Annotated in this window: 19 protein-coding genes and 1 other RNA gene; 13 read left to right on the forward strand and 7 right to left on the reverse strand. The window is 66.4% G+C overall.

Annotated elements, in window-relative coordinates:
• Nucleotides 1-16: 16 nt before the first annotated feature.
• From atzD to LJ725_RS04765, 5 genes are all read right to left on the reverse strand, one after another.
• Nucleotides 17-1081, reverse strand: coding sequence for a cyanuric acid amidohydrolase (atzD, locus tag LJ725_RS04745; RefSeq protein WP_230549459.1), 1065 nt, complete (start codon nt 1079-1081; stop codon nt 17-19).
• A gap of 1 nt (nt 1082) precedes the next feature.
• The gene (locus tag LJ725_RS04750) at nt 1083-1925 is read right to left on the reverse strand and encodes an ABC transporter permease (RefSeq protein WP_230549460.1); all 843 of its coding nucleotides are present in this window, start codon (nt 1923-1925) and stop codon (nt 1083-1085) included.
• Nucleotide 1926: 1 nt separating this feature from the next.
• The gene (locus LJ725_RS04755) at nt 1927-2781 is read right to left on the reverse strand and encodes an ABC transporter permease (RefSeq protein WP_230549461.1); all 855 of its coding nucleotides are present in this window, start codon (nt 2779-2781) and stop codon (nt 1927-1929) included.
• 122 nt (nt 2782-2903) lie between these two features.
• Nucleotides 2904-4193 (reverse strand): ABC transporter substrate-binding protein, encoded by a 1290-nt coding sequence (locus tag LJ725_RS04760; protein ID WP_230549462.1) that lies wholly within the window; start codon nt 4191-4193, stop codon nt 2904-2906.
• 43 nt (nt 4194-4236) lie between these two features.
• On the reverse strand, nt 4237-5259 hold the full coding sequence (locus LJ725_RS04765; protein ID WP_230549463.1) for an ABC transporter ATP-binding protein: 1023 nt from the start codon (nt 5257-5259) through the stop codon (nt 4237-4239).
• Nucleotides 5260-5380: 121 nt separating this feature from the next.
• On the opposite strand from LJ725_RS04765, the gene LJ725_RS04770 reads away from it, so the two are divergent.
• On the forward strand, nt 5381-7459 hold the full coding sequence (locus tag LJ725_RS04770) for a hydantoinase/oxoprolinase family protein (protein ID WP_230549464.1): 2079 nt from the start codon (nt 5381-5383) through the stop codon (nt 7457-7459).
• On the forward strand, nt 7456-9249 hold the full coding sequence (locus LJ725_RS04775; RefSeq protein ID WP_230549465.1) for a hydantoinase B/oxoprolinase family protein: 1794 nt from the start codon (nt 7456-7458) through the stop codon (nt 9247-9249). Before LJ725_RS04770 ends, LJ725_RS04775 begins: the two co-directional genes overlap by 4 nt.
• Nucleotides 9250-9258: 9 nt before the next feature.
• Here LJ725_RS04775 and LJ725_RS04780 read toward each other — a convergent pair whose 3' ends face one another.
• On the reverse strand, nt 9259-10011 hold the full coding sequence (locus LJ725_RS04780) for an SDR family oxidoreductase (RefSeq protein ID WP_230549466.1): 753 nt from the start codon (nt 10009-10011) through the stop codon (nt 9259-9261).
• On the opposite strand from LJ725_RS04780, the gene LJ725_RS04785 reads away from it, so the two are divergent.
• The 11 genes from LJ725_RS04785 (at nt 9974) to LJ725_RS04835 (ending at nt 19292) form a co-directional block, all read left to right on the forward strand.
• Nucleotides 9974-10816 carry an SDR family NAD(P)-dependent oxidoreductase gene (locus LJ725_RS04785; RefSeq protein ID WP_230549467.1) on the forward strand — a complete coding sequence of 281 codons (843 nt, stop codon included), beginning with the start codon at nt 9974-9976 and terminating at the stop codon, nt 10814-10816. The two genes, LJ725_RS04780 and LJ725_RS04785, sit on opposite strands and share 38 nt — an antisense overlap.
• A 56-nt stretch (nt 10817-10872) precedes the next feature.
• Nucleotides 10873-11283, forward strand: coding sequence for a copper chaperone PCu(A)C (locus LJ725_RS04790; RefSeq protein ID WP_230549468.1), 411 nt, complete (start codon nt 10873-10875; stop codon nt 11281-11283).
• 26 nt (nt 11284-11309) lie between these two features.
• Complete coding sequence (locus LJ725_RS04795) at nt 11310-12596, forward strand: LLM class flavin-dependent oxidoreductase (RefSeq protein WP_230549469.1); 1287 nt, start codon at nt 11310-11312, stop codon at nt 12594-12596.
• A 96-nt stretch (nt 12597-12692) separates the two neighbouring features.
• An RNA gene (gene ffs / locus LJ725_RS04800) (signal recognition particle sRNA small type) lies at nt 12693-12787 on the forward strand.
• Between the two features lie 97 nt (nt 12788-12884).
• Nucleotides 12885-14642: a DNA polymerase III subunit gamma/tau gene (locus tag LJ725_RS04805; RefSeq protein WP_230549470.1), complete on the forward strand. Its 1758-nt coding sequence runs from the start codon at nt 12885-12887 to the stop codon at nt 14640-14642.
• Nucleotides 14642-14971: a YbaB/EbfC family nucleoid-associated protein gene (locus tag LJ725_RS04810; protein ID WP_230549471.1), complete on the forward strand. Its 330-nt coding sequence runs from the start codon at nt 14642-14644 to the stop codon at nt 14969-14971. The genes LJ725_RS04805 and LJ725_RS04810 overlap by 1 nt, the downstream gene beginning before the upstream one ends.
• 10 nt (nt 14972-14981) lie before the next feature.
• Entirely contained in the window at nt 14982-15575 is a 594-nt protein-coding gene (gene recR, locus LJ725_RS04815; protein WP_230549472.1) for a recombination mediator RecR, read from the forward strand.
• Between the two features lie 9 nt (nt 15576-15584).
• A complete protein-coding gene (locus LJ725_RS04820) occupies nt 15585-16187 on the forward strand; it encodes a DUF4126 domain-containing protein (RefSeq protein WP_230549473.1) in 603 nt (200 codons plus the stop codon).
• Nucleotides 16188-16270: 83 nt separating this feature from the next.
• Nucleotides 16271-17005, forward strand: coding sequence for an arginyltransferase (locus LJ725_RS04825; protein ID WP_230549474.1), 735 nt, complete (start codon nt 16271-16273; stop codon nt 17003-17005).
• Nucleotides 17006-17160: 155 nt separating this feature from the next.
• Nucleotides 17161-17706 (forward strand): TRAP transporter small permease subunit, encoded by a 546-nt coding sequence (locus LJ725_RS04830; protein WP_230549475.1) that lies wholly within the window; start codon nt 17161-17163, stop codon nt 17704-17706.
• Nucleotides 17703-19292 carry a TRAP transporter large permease gene (locus LJ725_RS04835; RefSeq protein ID WP_230549476.1) on the forward strand — a complete coding sequence of 530 codons (1590 nt, stop codon included), beginning with the start codon at nt 17703-17705 and terminating at the stop codon, nt 19290-19292. Before LJ725_RS04830 ends, LJ725_RS04835 begins: the two co-directional genes overlap by 4 nt.
• Before the next feature lie 76 nt (nt 19293-19368).
• Here the strand turns inward: LJ725_RS04835 and LJ725_RS04840 are convergent, their stop codons facing one another.
• Complete coding sequence (locus tag LJ725_RS04840; protein ID WP_230549477.1) at nt 19369-20472, reverse strand: TRAP transporter substrate-binding protein; 1104 nt, start codon at nt 20470-20472, stop codon at nt 19369-19371.
• Nucleotides 20473-20505 lie beyond the last annotated feature (33 nt).

Genomic DNA, 20505 nt, shown 5'->3' on the forward strand with positions numbered 1-20505 from the left:
AGCTTAGCCCAGCCGCTCAGACCCGCCCAATGATCGCGATAGGGCCGCCACCCGCAGGACCCTGGTGCTCGGCGCCGCCGGAGATATAGAGCATCGTGTCGCCGATCGTGCCGGCCAGCACGCCGCCCACGAGGGCGCGCGCATGGCGGGTCGAATGGATGTCGCTGTCGTCCAGCATCGTATGCCGCCGGCCGCGGATCTCGCCGGTCGGCGAGGCTTCGGCCTTGGCCAGCACCGCGACCGTCTCGCCACCCAGGTCCGCCAGCACGCGCCGCGCGGCCTCGGCATCGATGGCGTCCTTCATGACATCGTGGCCGATCACGAGATCGCCCGCCCAGCCCTTCGCATTGCCCAACACCACGATCTCGTTGCGCAGCAGCTCGACACCCGCCGACGTGCTGGCAACACGCGAGAACAGGGACAAGTCCTTGCAGACCGCTTCTTCCGGCGCGTCCGCGATCTCACCGAGCGCCAGCGCCACGCCCAGCGCCGATGCGCCGCGCGACAGGGCCATCGAATGGTAGGTCTCGTCGGTGGCGGTCGCCGCGCCACGGCGGGCCGCTTCCTCGATCCGCTCCTTGGTCAGCAGCGGACACTTGATCTGGACGAAATGCACGTCAGAAGGCCCGGCGATGCCTGCGTCCCCCATGGCAAGCGTCACCGCCGCCGCCGTCTCCTCGATCTGCGCCGCCCGGCCGATCTCCTCGGGCTTGAAGGGCCGCGTCAGGCCGACGCCAATGGCGAGCCGAGGTCCCGCCGAAGCCGGTAACGACACCTCTTCACGGCAGAAGATCAGCAGATGAGGCGACAGCCCGCCTTCGGTACCGCCCGACATCACGATGGCAACCCGCTTCTCGATTTCCGCCAGCGGGCAGCCCAGAGACTCCGCCAGCACCAGCTTCAGGGCCAGCGTGGCGTAGCCCCGGGTGAAATCGTTGACGCAGCCATTGCCCTCGGTCTTGCCGACGATGGCGACGATGTTCCGGGCGTCGACATCGCCGGCCGCGATGGCGGCGGCGAGCGGCGCCGTGTCCTGCGGGCCGGCGGTCGGCAGGCGCAGCACTTTGGTCTGGCGGGTCATGTCAGGCGGCCTTTCCGGCGTCGCTGCCATGGCGCGTCCGACGCCGTCGCAGCCAAGTGACCGACAGGAGCGACAGCGCGATCACGAGCACGGACACGCCCGTGGTGACGGTGCCCAGCGCATAGAGGACCGGCGTCGTCACGTTGGTCGTCATGCCGTAGATCTCCAGCGGCAGCGTGTTGAAGGTGCCGGCCGTATAGAGGCTGCGCGCGAACTCGTCGTAGGAAAGCGTGAAGCCGAACAGGCCCACGCCGATCAGGCTGGGCAGCAGGATCGGCACGACGACATGCCGGATGGTCTGCCAGGAGGTGGCGCCGAGGTCGCGCGCGGCTTCCTCATAGCGGCGGTCGAACCGGTTGAAGACGGCGAACATGATCAGGAGACCGAAAGGCAGCGTCCAGGTCAGATGGGCGCCGAACGCCGAGCTGTACCAGGCGGGATCCCATCCCAGAACGCGATAGAGCAGGCCGATGCCGAGGCTGATCAGGATCGACGGGACGATCAGGCTGGCGATGGCCAGATAGAAAAGGACAGCCGAGCCGCGGAAGCGCGAGCGGAAGGCGAGGCCCGCCGAAAAGGACGCGACGACGGTCACCAGCATGACGGCGACGCCCAGGATCAGGGAGCGCTGCAGCGAGCCCGCGAAGTCGCCCACCATCTGCTTCTCGAACAGGTTCCTGAACCAGTGCAGCGACACGCCGTTCATCGGAAAGGTGAGCCCGCCCGACGGTCCCTGGAACGACAGGATCAGGATCGTCAACGTCGGCCCGTAGAGGAACAGCACGAACAGGCAGAAGAGGGCGCCGAGGAGCCAGAAGGCGGGACCGCGCTTGCCGTGTTGCACGTCACAGCTCCTTGCGGATGTCGACCATGCGCATCATGGCCGCGACGATACCGAGCACCAGCAGCAGCAGCACGACCGCATTGGCCGCGGCGGCCGGATACTGCAGCAGCGACATGGCGTTCGCCATCATCAGCCCAACCGAGGCGCTCAGGCCGCCGCTCATCATGCGCACCGTCACGAAATCGCCCATGACGATGGTGACGACGAAGATCGAACCGATGGCGATGCCCGGCTTGCACAACGGCAGTATGACGTTGACCAGCGTCTGCCAGCCGGTCGCTCCGGCGTCGCGCGCCGCTTCGAGCAGGCTGCGGTCGATGCGCATCATCGAGTTGAAGATCGGCACCACCATGAACAGCGTGTAGAGGTGGACATAGGCCAGCACGACCGAGAAGTCGGAATAGAGCAGGAACTCCAGCGGCTGATCGATCAGGCCAAGATTCATGAGCGTGGTGTTGGCCAAGCCGTGCCGGCCGAGGAACGGGATCCACGAAATCATGCGGATCACGTTGGAGGTCCAGAACGGGATGGTGCAGAGCAGGAACAGCACGGTCTGCATCGTGGACGAGCGCACGTGGAAGGCCACGAAATAGGCGACCGTGAAGCCGATCAGCAGGGTGAGCGCCCAGGTGATGAGCGCGAACTGGATGGTCTGCTTGTAGGTCCGCCAGGTGACCGGCGAGAGCAGCAGCTCCTCGTAGTTCTGCAGCAGGAAGGCCGGGATGATCTGGGTCGTGTTGTAGTCGAAGAAGCTCACCACCACGATCGTGAGGATCGGGACGATGAGGAACAGCAGGAACACCAGCGCGAGCGGCGCGACCTGCAGGTAGGTGACCCAGGACTTTACGCGGTTCATCAATTCATACCCCTCTCCCCCGCCAGGGGGAGAGGTTGGGTAAGGGGATTGCGCACTCGACTGGCCCCCTCACCTAGCCTCTCCCCCTGGCGGGGGAGAGGAATATGAAGGTGGCCCAACGATCAGGCGGCGATGAACTGATTCCACTTCTGGACCATGTAGCGGTCCTCATCCATCACCGCGTTCCAGCAGGCGACGGCGCCCATGCGGTCGTAGAACGAGCCGCCGTCGCGCACAGCACCGGCCTTCTCGACGATCTGGCCCTGCGGGTTCTTGATGTCGCCCTGGGCGGGCTTGCCTTCCATCCAGAAGCCCCACTCGTCGGCCGTCATGTTGGCCTTGGCCGTCTCCAGCACCGCCGAGTAGTAGCCCTGGCGATTGAGGAAGGCGCCGACCCAGCCGGACAGGTACCAGTTGATGTAGTCGTAGGCCGCATCGAGTTGCGCGCCCTGCAGGTGCTTGGCGAGCGCGAGGCCGCCGCCCCAGGCGCGATAGCCTTCCTTCAGGGGCTGGTAGGTGCAGGGCACGCCCTTGCCGCGCACCGCGGAAACCGCCGGCGACCACATGGACTGGATCACCACCTCGCCCGACGTCATCAGGTTCACCGATTCGTCGAAGGTCTTCCAGAAGGCACGGAACTGGCCATCCTTCTTGGTCTTGATCAGGAAATCGATGGTCTTGTCGATCTCCGCCTTGGTCATGTTGCCCTTGTCGCCGTACTTCACGATGCCGGCGGCCTCGCAGATCATCGCGGCATCCATGATGCCGATCGACGGGATGTTCAGGATCGACGTCTTGCCCTTGAACTTCGGATCGAGGATGTCCTTCCACGAATCGATCTTGCGGCCGACCAGGTCGGGGCGGATGCCGAGCGTATCGGCGTTGTAGATCGTGGGAACGATGGTGAACCACTGGGTCTGGCCCTTGGCGAACTTGGTCGAGCCTGCGCCTTCGACGAAGCTCACGGTGCTGGGCGCCGTGCCCTGCGCGATGACGCTGTCGGCCTTCAGCTTGCCGGTGGTGAAGATCGGCACGATCTTGTCGAACAGCTTGATCTTCTTGACGTCCATCGCCTGCAGCGTGTTGGCGCCGAAGACCTTCTTGATCATCCAGTATTCGATGTCGCCGATGTCGAAGGAGTTGGGCTGCGTCACGACGCGCTGCACCACCGCGTCGGAATCGAGTGCCGTCATCTGGAGCGTGATACCGAGGTCGGCCTTGCACTTCTCCGCGATCTCGTTGATCGCCGACACGCCGGTACCGCACTGGCGCAGCACGATGTTCTTGTTGTTCTGTGCCCAGATCACCGGGAAGCCGGTGATCGCGCCGCTGCCCACCGCGGCGCCCGCAATGCCGGCCGCGCCCTTCAGCATCCTGCGACGGCCGATGCCGTCGTTCGATTTCCGAGCCATGTCGTCTTCCTCCTTCAACAGCGACGGCGCGGGGCCGCCTCCCTCACCGTCCGAGGACGTGCACGTCCTCGGGCTTCCACGACAGAATCACGGGCTCGCCCGGCCGCACCGGCGACGCATCGAAGCGTGCCTCCGTCAGCGTCGCGGACAGCGTCTCGAGGCCAGTGACGTCGATGCCGACCTGCACTGTCGAGCCGAGATATTCGACCGAGCGGGTGACGCCGTGCAGCGACGTGACGCCGGCCTCTCCCGAAGTTCCTGCCTGCACGGACATGCGGTCGGCGCGGATAGCGACGAACGGCCCCTCGCCCGTGCCAGCGCGCGCGACCGCGGCCGGCAGCACGTTATGCCCGCCGATGAACTTGGCGACGAAGGCCGAGGCCGGCTTGTTGAAGACCTCGCGTGGCGGCGCCGCCTGCTCGATCCTGCCGCCGTTCATCACCACGACGAGATCGGCCAGCGCCATCGCCTCGTCCTGACTGTGCGTGACGTGGATGAAACTGATGCCCAGCCGGGTCTGCAGGCTTTTCAGTTCCTCGCGCATCCTGATGCGCAGGAAGGGATCGAGGGCCGACAGCGGCTCGTCGAGAAGCAGGACCTGCGGATCAGTGATCAGCGCCCGTGCTAGGGCCACACGCTGCTGCTGGCCGCCCGACAACTGGGCCGGCAGGCGGCCGGCATAGGCGTCCATGTGCACGCGCTTCAGCATGTCGACGGCCCGGGCGCGGCGCGTGTCCTTGTCCATGCCGCGCATCTTCAGACTGAACGCGACGTTGTCGGTGCAGTCGAGATGCGGAAACAACGCGTAGCTCTGGAACATCATCGCCGTGCCGCGCGCGGCCGGGGGCAAGCCGGTGATGTTCTCGCTGCCGAGGATGATGTCGCCCTCGCTTGCCTCTTCGTGCCCCGCGATCATGCGGAGTGTCGTGGTCTTGCCGCAGCCACTGGGTCCCAGGAGGCAGCAATAGGAACCGGCGGGGATGCGCAGGCCAATCGAATCGACCGCCACCGTCTCGCCGTAGCGCTTGGTCAGGGAAACCAGTTCGATGTCCGGCTGCTTCGCCATGCTGCGGGCGAAGCAAGGCGCATGCCAGCAGTGTAAAATCCCTGGGGACGGAGCCGCGGCACCGCGAGATTGGCGCGGCTCTTGCTCCCTTCTGGCGAACGCTAGGTGGAGGGAGGCTGTGATGCGGTTGATCGGCGTGGACGTGGGCGGCACCTTCACGGACCTCGTCTATGCCGATACCGAGGCGGGCCGCACTTGCGTGCACAAGATTTCGACCACGCCTGACGATCCCTCCCGCGGCGTGGTGCAGGGCCTGATGGCGCTGTGCGAAAAGTACTCGATCCCCCGCGAGACGATCGACACGGTGTTCCACGGTACGACGATCGCGACGAATGCGATCCTGGAGCACGACGGCGCCGTGACCGGGATGATCACAACCGGCGGCTATCGGGACATCCTTCACATCGGCCGCCACCAGCGGCCGCAGCACTACTCCATCATGCAGGACATCCCCTGGCAGGACCGGCCGCTGGTGAAACGGCGGCATCGCAAGACGGTGAAGGAGCGGCTGGTGCCGCCGCGCGGCGAGGTGCTGGAACCGCTCGACGAGGAAGGCGTCCGCCGAGCCGTGCGCGAACTGAAGGACGCCGGAGTCCAGGCCATCGCCATCTGCTTCCTCTTCTCCTACCTCGACGCCAGCCATGAGGCGCGCGCACTGGAGATCGTGCGCGAGGAGTACCCGGAGTGCTTCGCCACCACCTCCTCGTCGGTGTCGCCGCAGTTCCGTGAGTTCGAGCGGTTCACGACGACGGCGATGAATGCCTTCGTGGGACCGAAGGTGCGCAACTACGTGACCCGACTGGAGTCCGAGATCGAGGCGTCGGGCTTCAAGGCCGACCTTCGCATCATGGCGTCCAACGGCGGCGTCGCCACGCCCGCGATGGTTGCCGAGCGCCCGGTGCTCACGCTCCTGTCGGGGCCCGCTGCCGGGGTGATCGGCGGCGATTGGGCCGGCGCGCTCTCGGAGAAGCGCAACCACATCACCTTCGACGTCGGAGGCACTTCGGCCGATATCGGCATCGTCACCGAGGGCGGCTTCGGCGAGGCCACGGCGCGCGACACCTGGATCGCGGGCTTCCCCGTGCTCGTCCCGATGATCGACGTGCACACGATCGGCGCCGGCGGCGGCTCGATCGCCTATGTGGACCAGGCAGGCGCCTTCAAGGTCGGCCCCCGCTCGGCAGGCGCCGTGCCCGGCCCCGCCGCCTATGGCCGCGGTGGCACGCGCGCCACGGTGACCGATGCCAACGTCGTGCTGGGCCGCCTCGACGGAGGCAATTTCCTGGGCGGCGGCATGTCGCTCGACGGGGTCGCGGCCCGCCGCGTCATCGGCGAACTGGCCCGCGACCTCGGCCTCTCCGATCGCGAAGCCGCCGAAGGCGTGATCACTCTCATCAATGCCAACATGGCCAACGCCATCCGCTCCCGCACCGTTCAGAAGGGGATCGATCCGCGCAACTATGCGCTGGTGGCATTCGGCGGCGCGGGCCCGCTGCACGGTGCCGAGGTCGCCGACATGCTGGGCGTGACCGAAGTGATCGTGCCGCCCCATCCCGGCATCACCTCCGCGGTCGGCCTCCTGATCAGCGACCTGCGCTACGACGCCATCCGTACCTCGTTCCAGATCTCGGGAGCCGCCGACCTCGACCGGATAAACGCCGACTTCACCGCCATGGCGACGGAATTGGCTGGCCGCTTCACCGCCGATGGAATCGACCTCGCCAAGGTGACGTTCGAGCGGCGCGGCGATCTGCGTTACGTGGGACAGGGCTATGAGCTGCGCGTGCCGTTCCCTGGCGGCACGCTCGATGAAGCCGCCCTTGCCCGGGCGTTCGAGGCCTTCCACGAGGTGCACAGGCGCGAATACGGGCACCACTTCGCCGACTCCGCGATCGAGATCGTCAATCTACGGCTGGTGGGCGCCGCCAGCGCCGCCACCATCGCCAAGCCGGTGCCCGACGGCGTGCGTTCGCTCGCGGCGGCGACGGTGCGATCCGGCAGCGGCACCTTCCGCGTCGACGGCAAGCTCGCCGACTATCCGACCACCTTCTATCGCCGCGACCTTCTGCCGGTCGGCGAGCGTATCCCCGGCCCGGCCATCGTCCTGCAGATGGACACGACCACCGTGGTGCCGCCGCACTTCAGCTTCGAGGCCGACAGCGCCGGCAATCTGATGATCCGCAAGGAGGCCAAGCAATGAGCACCCAGCCGCTGCGCCAGCCCGCGACCAAGCCCGATCGCATCGACCCGATCACCACCAGCGTGATCCAGGGCGCGCTCGAGAACATCGCCGTCGAGATGGGCTACAAGCTCATGCGCATGAGCTACTCCTCAATCATCCGTGAATCGGAGGATTTCGGAGCGGCCCTCGTGGACGCGCAAGGCCGCGGCCTCGCCGAATCGGCGCAGTCGACACCGCTGCAGTCGGGGCCGATCCCGGGCTACGTGCGCGGCGTCCAGCGCATCCTGGCGGCGCGGGGCGAAACAATCCGGCCGGGCGACGTGATCATGCACAACGACGCCTATTCCGGCGCCAGCCACGGACCGGACGTCGCCTTCATCGTGCCGGTCTTCGCGCAGGGCCGCCTCATCGCCTTCGCCGCGACGACGGCGCACCATCTCGACATCGGCGCGCTGTCACCGGGATCCTGTGGCATCGTCGAGGCGATCGACGCTTATGCCGAGGGGCTGCAGTTCAAGGCGATCAAGGTCTACGACCGCGGCGTTCGCAATGACGCCGTCTGGCAGATCGTGCGCGACAACATCCGCGCTTCCGACCTCGTGGTCGGCGACATGGATGCGCAGGTGGCGGCCGCCCGCATCGGCGCGGAGCGCATGGTCGAACTGATCGAGCGCTATGGGCTCGACACCTTCGAGCAGGCCTGCGACGCACTGATGGATCATGCCGAGCGCCTGATGCGGCAGGCGATCGCCCGGCTGCCCGACGGCGTCTATCGCGCCGGAACGGCGATCGATGGCTATCTCGACAGCGACGATCCGACGAAGAAGGAACTGCCGATCGTCGTCACCATCACCAAGAAGGAAGATTCACTGGTCGTCGATCTGACGGGAACGGCGCCGCAGGTGCCGGACCGGCCGATCAACATGCCGCTCGAAGGCACCGCCGACATCGCGATCTGGCTCACCATCCGATCGGTGCTGCTCGACACCGAGGTCCACGGCCACATCCCGGTGAACGCGGGCCTCCTCCGTCCGATCACCATCGTGGCGCCCAAGGGTTGCCTCGCCAACCCGACCTTCCCCGCCCCGACCATCGCGCGCTTCTGCCCCGGCAACCAGCTCGCCGACACGGTGATGAAGGCGCTGTCGCAGGCCATGCCGGGCAACGTCTCGGCCGGCATCGGAAACCTCAAGGTCATCGCCTTCTCCGGCCTCAAGGACGAGACTCACTGGGTGCACATGGAAATCTTCGAGGGCTCCTATGGCGGCCGTCTCGGCAAGGACGGCATGGACGCCGTCGATACGCTGTACGCCAACACCCGCAACAACCCGATCGAGGACATCGAGACCCACCTGCCGCTGCGCGTGCTGCGCTACGAATTGCGCGAGGACGTGGCCGGCGCCGGCAAATGGCGCGGCGGCCTGGGCTCGGTCCGCGAGTTCACTTTCCTCAGCGACGGCGGCGCCTCGGTCGAAGGCGAGGGCCATCGCTACCGCCCCTGGGGCTTTCTGGGCGGCAACGAAGGCATGCCGGCCAAGCTCGACCTGATGGTGCCCGGCCAGGCAGATCGTGCGTTACCCTCGAAGGTACCGCACATGAACATCGCCAAGGACGGCCGTTTCGTCTGCTACGGCCCGGCCGGCGGCGGCTACGGCAACCCGCTGGAACGCGATCCCGCCAAGGTGGCGGACGACGTTCTCGATGGCGTGATTTCGGTCGAGACCGCGCTCAGGGACTATGGCGTGGTGATTTCGGCCAAGGGCGTCGTCGATTCCGAGGCGACGCGGCGGGCACGAGAGGGCCGATAGGCCGGCCGGTCAGAAGCTCGCGGCGCCGCCATCGACGGGAAGCTCGCTGCCCGTGATGTAGCTGGCTTCGGCCGACGCCAGGAACAGGACGGCATGCGCCACTTCGGCGGGTGTACCGAACCGCTTCATGGGATTGTCGCCGGCCCACTGCCGCTTCGTTGCGGCGACCTCGTCGGCACCCGTGGCGAAGGTCTCGAAAATCGGTGTGTCGATCGGACCGGGACTGACCACGTTGACCCGGATGCCGCGATCGACCAGTTCGGCACCAAGACTACGGCCCAGCGAGCGGATCGCGGCCTTGCTGGCCGAGTAGAGCGACGCATTCGACACCCCCTTTCTCGCCGCCAGCGAGGCGTTGAGCACGATGGCGCCGCCCCGCCGCATCAACGGCAGGGCCTGCTGCACCGTGAAGTACAGCCCCTTCAGATTGGTGCCCATCAAGCCGTCCCAGTCGGCCTCGCTCACCGATTCGATCGGCGCGAAGCGCGCGATACCGGCATTGGCGAACAGCACGTCGATGCGCCCCTTGCTCCCCGCGACCTTGCGCATGAGGGAAGCGATATCCTGCAGGCGCGAAACGTCCGCCACGATGCCGGTCGCTTTGGAACCGACCCCTGCGACCGCCGCATCGAGCTTGGCCCGGTCCCGACCGGAGATCACGACCTCAGCGCCTTCGGCCGCGAACGCCCTGGCCGCTTCCAGTCCCAGACCGCTGTTGCCGCCGGTGACGAGCACCACCTGCCCTTCGAATCTCGTCGCCATCGCGTGCCCTCCCAACGTCCCGTCTCAACAAGCATCTATTGGCAGAATGCGACTTCTGATCCATCAAGGCACGATGGATTACCAACTGAAGGATCGGACCTGCCTCGTGTCCGGCGCCAGTTCGGGCATAGGTGCCGGCGTGGTCCGGCTGCTGGCACGGCAAGGCGCCAGGGTCGTCGCCACGGCGCGGCGGGTCGAGAAAATCGAGCGGCTCGACGGTGTTTCCGCGGTCGCGGGCGACGTCACAGACATGGCCGACCTCGTGCGCATCGCGGCCGAGGCGACCGACGCCGTCGGCGCGATCGACATCCTGGTGAATTGCGCCGGCGGCTCGCGGCCGACCGGTCCCGACGCCGGGGAGGACGTCTGGGAGGAAGCCTTCGCGCTCAACTTCACGGCCGCGCGCCGGCTCACCAAGGCCCTGCTGCCTGCGATGCGGGCGCGCAAGTGGGGCCGGGTGATCAACATCAGCGGCTCGATGGAGCCACGGGCCCTCAATGCGGCGATCGCCGCCAAGGCCGCATTGCACCTGTGGGCCAAGGGCCTGTCCTGCGACGTGGCCGCCGACGGCGTGACGGTGAACACCATTCAGCCAGGCCGCATCAACAGCGAACAGATCCTGCAGAAACTTCATCCGAGCGAAGAGGCGCGCCGTAGCTTCATCGAGCGAAACATACCCATCGGGTATTTCGGTGAGCCGGAGGATGTGGCAAACCTCGTCGCCTTTCTTGCCTCCTCGGCGGCGCGCTACATCACGGGCGCGGTCATTCCGGTGGATGGCGGCATGCACTATTTCGCGCACTAGGGGTGCGGCGGAGGATGGATTTGCTGAAGTGGCTTCGTCGTTCTGAGCAAAAGGAAGTGCCGGCGGCAAGCCTGGGTCCGCTGCAGATCGTGAAGCCGTGGGCGCGCTCGTCATCGCAGTATCCCGATCTCGCGGGGGCCTTCATGACGGTGGCCAACGATGGCGATACCGACCGACTCGTCTCGGCGTCCTGTCCCGTCGCCTCCTCGATCGAGATCCATGCCATCCGGGTCAAGGGTCCGCGACTGGAAATGCGGCAGGTCGAGGGAGGCTTGGTCATACCGCCGGCCAATCGACAGGTCCTGAAACCGCGCGGCTACCACCTGCTGATGACCGGGCTTTCGGCCCCCCTGGCTGCTGGTACCAGCCTGCCCGTCACCCTCGTCTTCGAGAAGGCCGGCAGCGTCACCGTGGACTTCCCCGTCGAGGCGCCGGGCGCAGTGGGACAAGCCGCGCTCAGCGCCTGACGCGCATGGATCGGTCGTCCCGTCAGATGCGCCTCGGCGTTTTCGTCCAGACGCCCGGCCATCATGTCGGCGGCTGGCGCCACCCGGAGGCGGATGCGCGGACGCCGAACCTCGCGCTGATGCAGCACATCGCCACCACGGCCGAGGCGGCCAAATTCGACATGTTCTTCCTGGGCGACGGTTTCGCCACAGGCTACGGCGAACATCCCTCGACTATCGGCAAGTTCGAGCCGCTCGGGCTGCTTTCGGCGCTCGCCATGAGCACGACGCGACTGGGACTCGCGGCAACGGCCTCCACGACCTACGCCGAGCCCTATCACGTGGCGCGCTCCTTCGCCTCGCTGGATCACCTGTCTGCCGGGCGCGCGGCCTGGAACGTGGTGACCACGGCCTATTCGAAATCGAGCGCCGTGTTCGGCCGCCAGCACCCGCCCCATGCCGAGCGCTACGCCATGGCCGAGGAATTCGTCGAAGCCTGCCGCCTGCTGTGGGACAGTTGGGACGACGATTCCTTCATCGCCGACAAGCAAGCCGGCCTCTTCGTGCGGCCGGGCAGCCTCCACGTGCCGGCCTTCGACGGGAAGTACTTCTCGGTGCGCGGTGGGCTCAACGTCCCGCGGCCACCGCAAGGCCATCCAGTCCTCATCCAGGCGGGCTCTTCCGGTCCGGGTCAGGCGCTCGCGGCGCGCATCGCAGACGTGGTCTTCACGGCGCAGAACGACCTCGCCGAAGCGCAAGCCTTCTACAGCAGCCTGAAGGCCCAGCTTGCCGGATGCGGACGGGCCGTCGATGCCGCGCTGGTCATGCCGGGCGTGATGCCGGTGGTCGGCCGGACGGAGCGCGAGGCCCGGGAGATCTTCGCCGAACTCAACCGCAACATCGACACCGCGCAGGCTTTCACCGTGCTGTCGGAACGGCTCGGCGCCGACATGTCGGTCCATCCGCTCGATGGGCCGGTTCCCGACGTGCCAGAGACCGAGCACCTGAAGAGCCGGGCCACCCTGCTGATCCAGATGGCGCGTCGCGAGAATCTCAGTCTCCGCGAACTCTTCCATCGGGTCGCGGCGGCGCGCGGCCATCTCCTGCCGATCGGGACGCCGCTCCAGATCGCCGACGTGCTGGAGCGTTGGTTTCGCGAGGGCGCCGCCGACGGGTTCAACGTCATGCCGCCGTTTTTCCCGGGCCAGTTCGACGCCTTCGCCCGGGGCGTCGTGCCGATCCTGCAGGAGCGCGGCCTGTTCCGCGCCGACTACACCGGCACCACATTGCGCGACCACTTGGGACTGAGGCGCCCCGCCGACCGTCGCGGTTGAGAAAATACCATTTCAAATCAATGGCTTGATCGAACTTATCCTGGTCCTGCACTCCGCTCTTGCGCCGGGCGGCCGGACTCCTGATATAACGGCCTCGAGGGGCCGATGTGGGCGGAGCAGTCGCCAACCCGGTCAGATCCGGAAGGAAGCAGCCGTAACGAATTCGCTTCGGGTCATGTCGGTCTCTCACCCGTTCCCCTGCGCGCGCCGCCGCGGAGGGCGGGCGGCCCGGGCGCGATGACCGCCCGGCCTGAATGGGGCCACGGCGCAGATTAGCGGGTGATCGCCATGGCGAAGGCCACCAAGGGCTCGGAAGACCCGGCAGTCCCCTATCGCGTCCTCGCCCGAAAATACCGTCCCGTCGACTTCACGACCCTGGTCGGCCAGGAAGCCATGGTGCGCACCCTGCGCAATGCCATCGCCACCGGCCGCATCGCCCATGCGTTCATGCTCACCGGCGTGCGCGGCGTCGGCAAGACGACGACCGCCCGCATTATCGCCCGCGCCCTGAACTGCGTCGGCGCCGACGGCACCGGGGGCCCCACGGTCGATCCCTGCGGGGTCTGCGACAATTGCAAGGCCATCACCGAGGACCGCCATGTCGACGTGATCGAGATGGATGCGGCCTCCCGCACCGGCATCGACGACGTACGCGAGCTGATCGAAGGCGTGCGCTACCGCCCGGTGTCGGCGCGCTACAAGGTCTACATCATCGATGAAGTGCACATGCTGTCGGAGAAGGCCTTCAATGCGTTGCTGAAGACGCTGGAAGAGCCGCCGCCGCACGTGAAGTTCCTGTTCGCCACCACCGAGATCCGCAAGGTGCCGGTGACGGTGCTGTCGCGCTGCCAGCGCTTCGACCTGAAGCGCGTGCCGCAGGAAACGCTGGTCGAGCATTTCGGCAAGATCGCACAGGCCGAGAAGGTCGAGATCTCGCCCGAGGCGCTGACGCTGCTGGCGCGCGCCGCCGACGGATCGGTGCGCGACGGTCTCTCCATGCTCGACCAGGCAATCGCCCACGGCGGCGGCGTGGTCGATGCCGCGCAGGTGCGCGACATGCTGGGCCTGGCCGACCGCAGCCGGGTGCTCGACCTGTTCGAGAAGGTGATGCGCGGCGACGCTCCCTCGGTCGTGGGCGCGCTCGGCGAGATGCACGATTCCGGCGCCGACCCCGTGGTCGTCCTGCAGGACCTGCTCGAACTCACGCACTGGGTGACGCGCCTCAAGGTGGCGCCCGATGCCGCTGCCGCAACGGCCGACACCGAGCGTGCCCAGGGCCTGGCCATGGCCGGCAAGCTCAGCATGGCTTCGCTGACGCGGGCCTGGACGTTGTTGCTCAAGGGCCTGCAGGAGACGCTGGCCGCGCCCTCCCCCCTGCGCGCCGCCGAAATGGCACTGATCCGCCTCTGCTACGTCGCGGACCTGCCCTCGCCCGGCGATGCGATCAAGGCACTTCAGACGGGGGGCGGCGTTCCGGGCGGCACGGCGGCAGCACCCGCGCCACGGGGCAACGGAGGTGGTAGCGCCGCGGCGCGGCTCGCTCCCCAGCCGGTCGCCGCGGTCGCGGCCCAACCGGCGATGCCGGCCCCTCGCAACTTCACCGAAGTCGTGGCGCTGTTCGAGACCAGGCGTGAGGCGCGGCTGGTCCACAGCCTGGTGCATCACGTCCACGAGGTACGGTGCGAGCCCGGCCTGATCGAGTTCCGGCCGGAGCCCCGGGCACCGGCCGATCTCGCACCGCGCCTCAGCGAACTGCTCAGCCAATGGACCGGGCGCCGCTGGATCGCCTCGGTCTCCAGCGCCGAGGGCAAGCCGACCCTCACCCAGCAGAAGGCCGACAAGGCCGATGGGCTCCGCAATTCCGCCGAGAACAACGAACTCGTCATGGCCATCCTGAAGACGTTCCCCGGCGCCAAACTCGACGCCGTGCGACGCAAGGGCGAGGAGACCTCCCTCGTCTCCGGCCTTGGCGACTTCACGGCCGACGAGCCGCCTCCCGCCGAAGAATACCCGGCCGACGACGATATCCCGGAAAGCGAGTACTGATGTTCGACAAGCTCAAGGACCTTGGCGGCCTGATGCAGCAGGCCCAGCAGATGCAGCAGAAGATGCAGGAGCTGCAGGCGGCGCTCGAGCGCCTTGAAATCGTGGGCACGTCCGGGGCCGGACTGGTCAAGGTGACGGTCAACGGCAAGAACGAGACGCGACGGATCGAGATCGATGCCTCCCTTTTCAAGCCCGAGGACAAGGGCGTGGTCGAGGACCTGATCGTCGCGGCCGCCAACGACGCCCGCGGCAAGGTCGAGGAAACCGTCCAGGCGCAGATGCGGGACATCACCGGTGGCCTGCCGCTGCCGCCGGGCTTCAAGCTCTAGGACATCGCCGATGAACGGACCGGAGATCGAGCGGCTGATCCAGCTCCTCGGCCGCCTGCCGGGTCTGGGGCCGCGCTCGGCGCGCCGGGTGGCGCTGCATCTCCTCAAGAAGCGCGAGACCCTGATGCAGCCTCTCGGCACGGCATTGGCGGATGCCGCGCGCGCCATTCGTGCCTGCAGCGTCTGCGGCAACCTCGACACGATCGATCCCTGCTCGATCTGCGCCGATTCGCGCCGGGATGCCGGCCTCATCTGCGTCGTGGAGGATGTCGGCGACCTGTGGGCCATGGAACGCGGCCGGATCTTTTCAGGCCGCTACCACGTCCTGGGCGGCTCGCTGTCGGCGCTCGACGGGATCGGGCCCGAGGAACTCAACATCGGCTCGCTGGTGAAGCGCGTCGCAGCCGGCGGGGTACGCGAGGTCATCATGGCGACCAACGCCACGGTCGATGGGCAGACGACGGCCCACTACCTGGCCGAACGGCTGGCCGAGCACGAGGTGCCCCTCACCCGCCTGGCGCACGGCGTGCCGGTCGGTGGCGAACTCGACTGGCTCGACGACGGCACGCTGGCCACCGCGTTCAAGGCGCGGCGTGCGCTGTAGCGGTCTGCCGTGAGCACCGAAACCCTCGCCGCCATCGCCGTCGCGCTGGGCGCCGGGTGGGCGAGCGGGCTGAACGCCTATGCCGCGGTACTCGTGCTGGGCGGCGCGCAGCGCCTCGGTCTCGCGGCCCTGCCCCACGATCTCCAGGTCCTGGGCTCGCCCTGGGTGCTGGGCGTGGCGGCGATCCTGTTCGCGCTCAATTTCCTGGCCGACAAGATCCCCTACGTCGACAGCATCAACGACGCGCTGCAGACGTTCGTCCGGATTCCGGCGGGCGCCCTCCTGGCCTATGGCGCGGCAGGCGGCCTGAGCCCGGAAGTCGCGATCATCGCCGGACTGCTCGGCGGCACGCTGGCCGCCGGCACGCACGTCGCCAAGGCCGGTTCGCGGGCTCTGATCAATGCCTCCCCGGAGCCCTTCACCAACGTGCTCGCGTCGGTGGGCGAGGACGTGACCGTCTTCGGGGGCCTTGCGCTGGCGATCGCCCATCCGATCACATTTTTGTGCCTGCTCGCGGTCTTCGTCCTGCTGCTGCTATGGCTGCTGCCGAGGCTGTTTCGTCTGGCAATGAAGCCGTTTCGCCGGATGGTGCGAGCCCGGCACGGTCCCTAGCCAGCGCCCCGTCGCGGGCTTTCGGCACAGGAACTGGTACTTTCCTTCCCCGGTCCGAGGCGTACACTCTCAACCGCAAGCACATGTTCATCCGCCAGAACATCCAGTCCCTTCGGTTTTTCCGCACCACGCCGGCGATGCGTTGCCCGTACCTGCCGCATCGCCTGGAGACCAAGCTCGTGACTGAACTGAGCGGGCCGGACGCGATCTCCCAGCATGATACGCTGACCGACGCCGGCTTCCGCCGCTCCCATCATTTCGTCTACAAGCCGCTCTGTGACGGCTGCAGGGCCTGTGTGCCGGTTCGCATCCGCGTCCGCGACTTCGAGCCGAGCCGGGCGCAGCGGCGCATCCAGCGTCGCAACGAGCATGTCCACGCCACCGAGGTACAGGCCCTGGCGACCGGCGAGCAGTTTTCGCTGTTTTCCCGCTATGTGCTGACCAGGCACCGCGACGGCGACATGGCGGACATGGATTTCGACGACTATCGCGCGATGGTCGAGGAAAGCCCGGTCGAAACGGCGATCATCGAATTCCGGGACGATTCCGCGGACGGCCGGCTCGTCGGGTGCTGCCTCGTCGACTGGCTGTCGAGCGGTGTCTCGGCCGTCTACAGCTTCTTCGATCCCCAGGATCCCCGGCGGGGCCTCGGCACGCACATGATCCTCTGGCTTGCCAATGCCGCCGCCCGGCGGGGGCTTCCCTACGTCTATCTCGGCTACTGGATCGCCGATTCGACCAAGATGGCCTACAAACAGTCCTTCAGGCCGCTCGAGTTCTTCGGCCCGGAGGGCTGGGCCGAATTGCCTACGTCCTAGGCAATGTCCGGGCGGTGGAGCGACTTGACGCACCTCGCCTGCATTGCCGACCAACGCAGGCTATGGCATCGCGCAGCGGACCAAGTTAAGAAAGCATGTCCGTTGGCGAGAACGGATGAGCGGCAAAATAAGAACTCGCTTTCAGGGGAGATGGGATGCGCTCATTGCTGTCATTCAGCGCGCTGATCGACGCGTTAAACGAAAAAATAGGGAACGTGTGTAACTGGCTCGTCTTGCTGGCGTGTGTCGTCAGCGCCGGCAACGCCATGGTGCGCTACGCCTACGACAGCAGTTCCAATGCCTGGCTCGAAGTGCAGTGGTACATGTTCGCCGTCATCGTGATGTTCGGCGCATCCTATACGATGAAGCGCAACGAGCATGTGCGCGTCGACATCCTCTACATGACGCTGAGCCGCCGCGGGCAGCTTTGGATCGACATTCTCGGCGCGCTGTTCTTCCTGCTGCCGACCTGCGCCATCCTCGCGTGGCTGAGCTGGCCGTTCTTCATGCAGTCTTACAATGTCTACGAGCACTCCTCGAACGCCGGCGGCCTGCTGCGCTGGCCGATCAAGCTGGTGCTTCCCGTGGGCTTCGCCCTGGTCGCCCTGCAGGGCATTTCCGAACTCATCAAGCGCGTCGCCTTCCTCAACGGGTATGCCGTCGACAGCCTTGAAGCGCACTACGAGAGGCCGACGCAATGATCCCGCTCGATTGGATGCCGCCGCTGATGTTCGGCGGCCTCGTCGTCTTCATGATCATCGGATACCCGGTCGCCTTTTCGCTCTGCGCCGTGGGTTTCTTCTTCGGCTTCCTCGCGATCGAGATGAACTACTTCACGATGGCCTTCATGCAGGCCATCCCTGGTCGCGTCTTCGGCTCGATCCTGTCGAACGAGCTGCTGCTTGCCATCCCGTTCTTCACCTTCATGGGCGCGATCCTGGAGAAATGCGGGCTGGCGGAGGACATGCTGGAGTCGATGGGCCAGCTCTTTGGCCCCGTGAAGGGCGGGTTGGGCTACTCGACCATCATCGTCGGCTTCATCCTCGGCGCGATCACCGGCACCGTGGCCGCCCAGGTCATCGCCATGGCGCTGATCACCCTTCCGGTGATGATGCGGTACAAGTACGACATGCGCTATGCGACCGGCGTGCTCGCTGCCTCCGGCACGATCACACAGCTCGTGCCGCCCTCGCTGGTGCTCGTCGTGCTGGCCGATCAGCTCGGCCGTTCGGTGGGAGACATGTATCTGGGCGCGTGGGGCCCCTCACTGCTTCAGATCGCGCTGTTTGCCGCCTTTACGTTCTATCTGACGCTGGTGAAGCCGGATGCCCTCCCGCCGGTCCCGCGGACGCTGTTCGGCAAGGCGCTCCTGATCAAGTGCGCCTGGGGCATCATCCCGGCCGCAGTCCTGATCTTCCTGGTGCTCGGCACCATCATGATGGGCCTCGCGACTCCCACCGAGGCGGGCGCGATGGGTACGATCGGTGCGATCGTTCTGGCGGTGGTGCGCAACGCACCGCTCACCAAGTTCGACCGCGTGATGTTCGTCGTCGGTTGCGCCGCGGCCATCATCGGCGGGCTGATCGGCACCGTCGCCTTTAAGTCCCTGCCCTTCCAGGCCGCCTTCACCGTGATGTTCGCCTCGGTCATCTGGCTGTGCTGGCGTGCCTGGCAGGTCAAGGATCTGCGCGACCTCATCATCCAGGCCATGCAGGCAACCATGCGCATCACCGCGATGGTGGCCTTCATTCTGGTCGGTGCGACCTGCTTCTCGATCTCGTTCGCGGGTGTCGATGGCGGCCACTGGGTCGAGCATCTGCTGTCGGGCCTGCCGGGCGGCGTCTGGGGCTTCCTGATCGTCGTCAACCTGTTCGTCTTCTTCCTGGCGTTCTTCCTCGATTTCTTCGAGATCGCCTTCATCATCATCCCGATGCTGGCGCCGGTCGCCCAGAAGCTGCTCACGCCGGTCGTCGGTGCCGATGCGGCGCTCATCTGGTTCGGCGTCATGCTCTGCGTGAACATGCAGACCTCGTTCATGCACCCGCCCTTCGGGTTCGCGCTGTTCTACCTGCGCAGCGTGGCCCCCAAGGAGGTGAAGAGCTCGGACATCTATTGGGGATCGGTCCCCTGGGTCGTGCTGCAGCTCATCATGGTGGCGATCGTGATCTTCGTACCGCAGACCGTGACCTTCTTCCTCGACAAGCCGCATGGGGTCGATCCCAGCAAGGTGACCATCGAGTTGCAGGCCCCACCGTCGGAAGATTCGGCACCACCGGTCTTCAAGTAGCCGGTCTTCAGATAGACCGAGGACAACAAAAAAGCCCCGCCAACCGGCGGGGCTTTCTCTTTGTGGTCTTTCCTCTCTAGCGGCCCTGGGCCGACATCGAGAAGTTGAAGTTGTCGAAGGTGTTCTCGGCGACGCGGAACCACAGGTTCTCGTCGGCGCGGAAGGCCTTCATGTTGTCGTAGATCTTCTTGAACTTCGGATCCTTCGCCGCCAGCTCGTCGTAGTACTTGTAGGCCTCGAGGAAGCACGGCTCGAGCACGGCGCGCGGGAACGGCCGCAGTTCAGTGCCGGCCGCCACCAGGCGACGCAGTGCGGGCGGGTTGCCGGCATCGTACTTGGGCACCATCCATGAGGTGACGCGGCCGGCAGCGGCCTCGACCATCGCCTGGTAGGGCTTCGGCAGCTTCGCCCAGGCGTCGTTGTTGATGTAGAGCGAGCCGACCGACGCGCCTTCCCACCAGCCCGGATAGTAATAGTACTTGGCGACCTTGTTGAACCCGAGCTTCTCGTCGTCGTACGGGCCGACCCATTCGCAGGCGTCGATCGTGCCCTTCTCCAGCGCCGGGTAGATGTCGCCGCCGGCAATCTGCTGCGGCACGACACCCAGGCGCGTGAGGATCAGGCCGGCGAAGCCGCCGACGCGGAACTTCAGCCCCTTCATGTCGTCCATCGACTTGATTTCCTTGCGGAACCAGCCGCCCATCTGGCAGCCCGTGCCGCCAAAGGTGAAGGAGCGGAAGTTGTAGTCCTTATAGAACTCGTTCACCAACTCGTGGCCGCCACCGAACTCCAGCCAGGCGTAGTACTGGCGCTGGTTCATCGAGAACGGCAGGCCGGTCTCGAACACGAAGTTCGGATGCTTGCCGAAATAGTAGTAAGCCGCGGTCTGGCCGGCCTCGACGGTGCCGTTCTGCACCGCATCGGCAACCTGCAGACCGGGGACGATTTCGCCCGCCGCGAACGGACGGACCTGGAACTTGCCGTCCGACATTTCGCCGACGATCTTCGCGAAGAGTTCGGAGCCGCCGTAGAGCGTGTCGAGCGACTTGGGAAAGCTCGACGTCAGACGCCACTTAACTTCCGGCATGCTCTGGGCGATGGCCGGTGCGGCCACCGTCGTCGCCGCCGCAACACCCGCGGCACCCACGCCTGCGGTCTTGATGAACTTCCTGCGCTGCATATTCCTCTTCCTCCCTGGTTGCCTTCATGGCCC

Origin of the sequence: Reyranella aquatilis, assembly GCF_020880995.1 — a bacterium.
GTDB classification, from domain to species: domain Bacteria; phylum Pseudomonadota; class Alphaproteobacteria; order Reyranellales; family Reyranellaceae; genus Reyranella; species Reyranella aquatilis.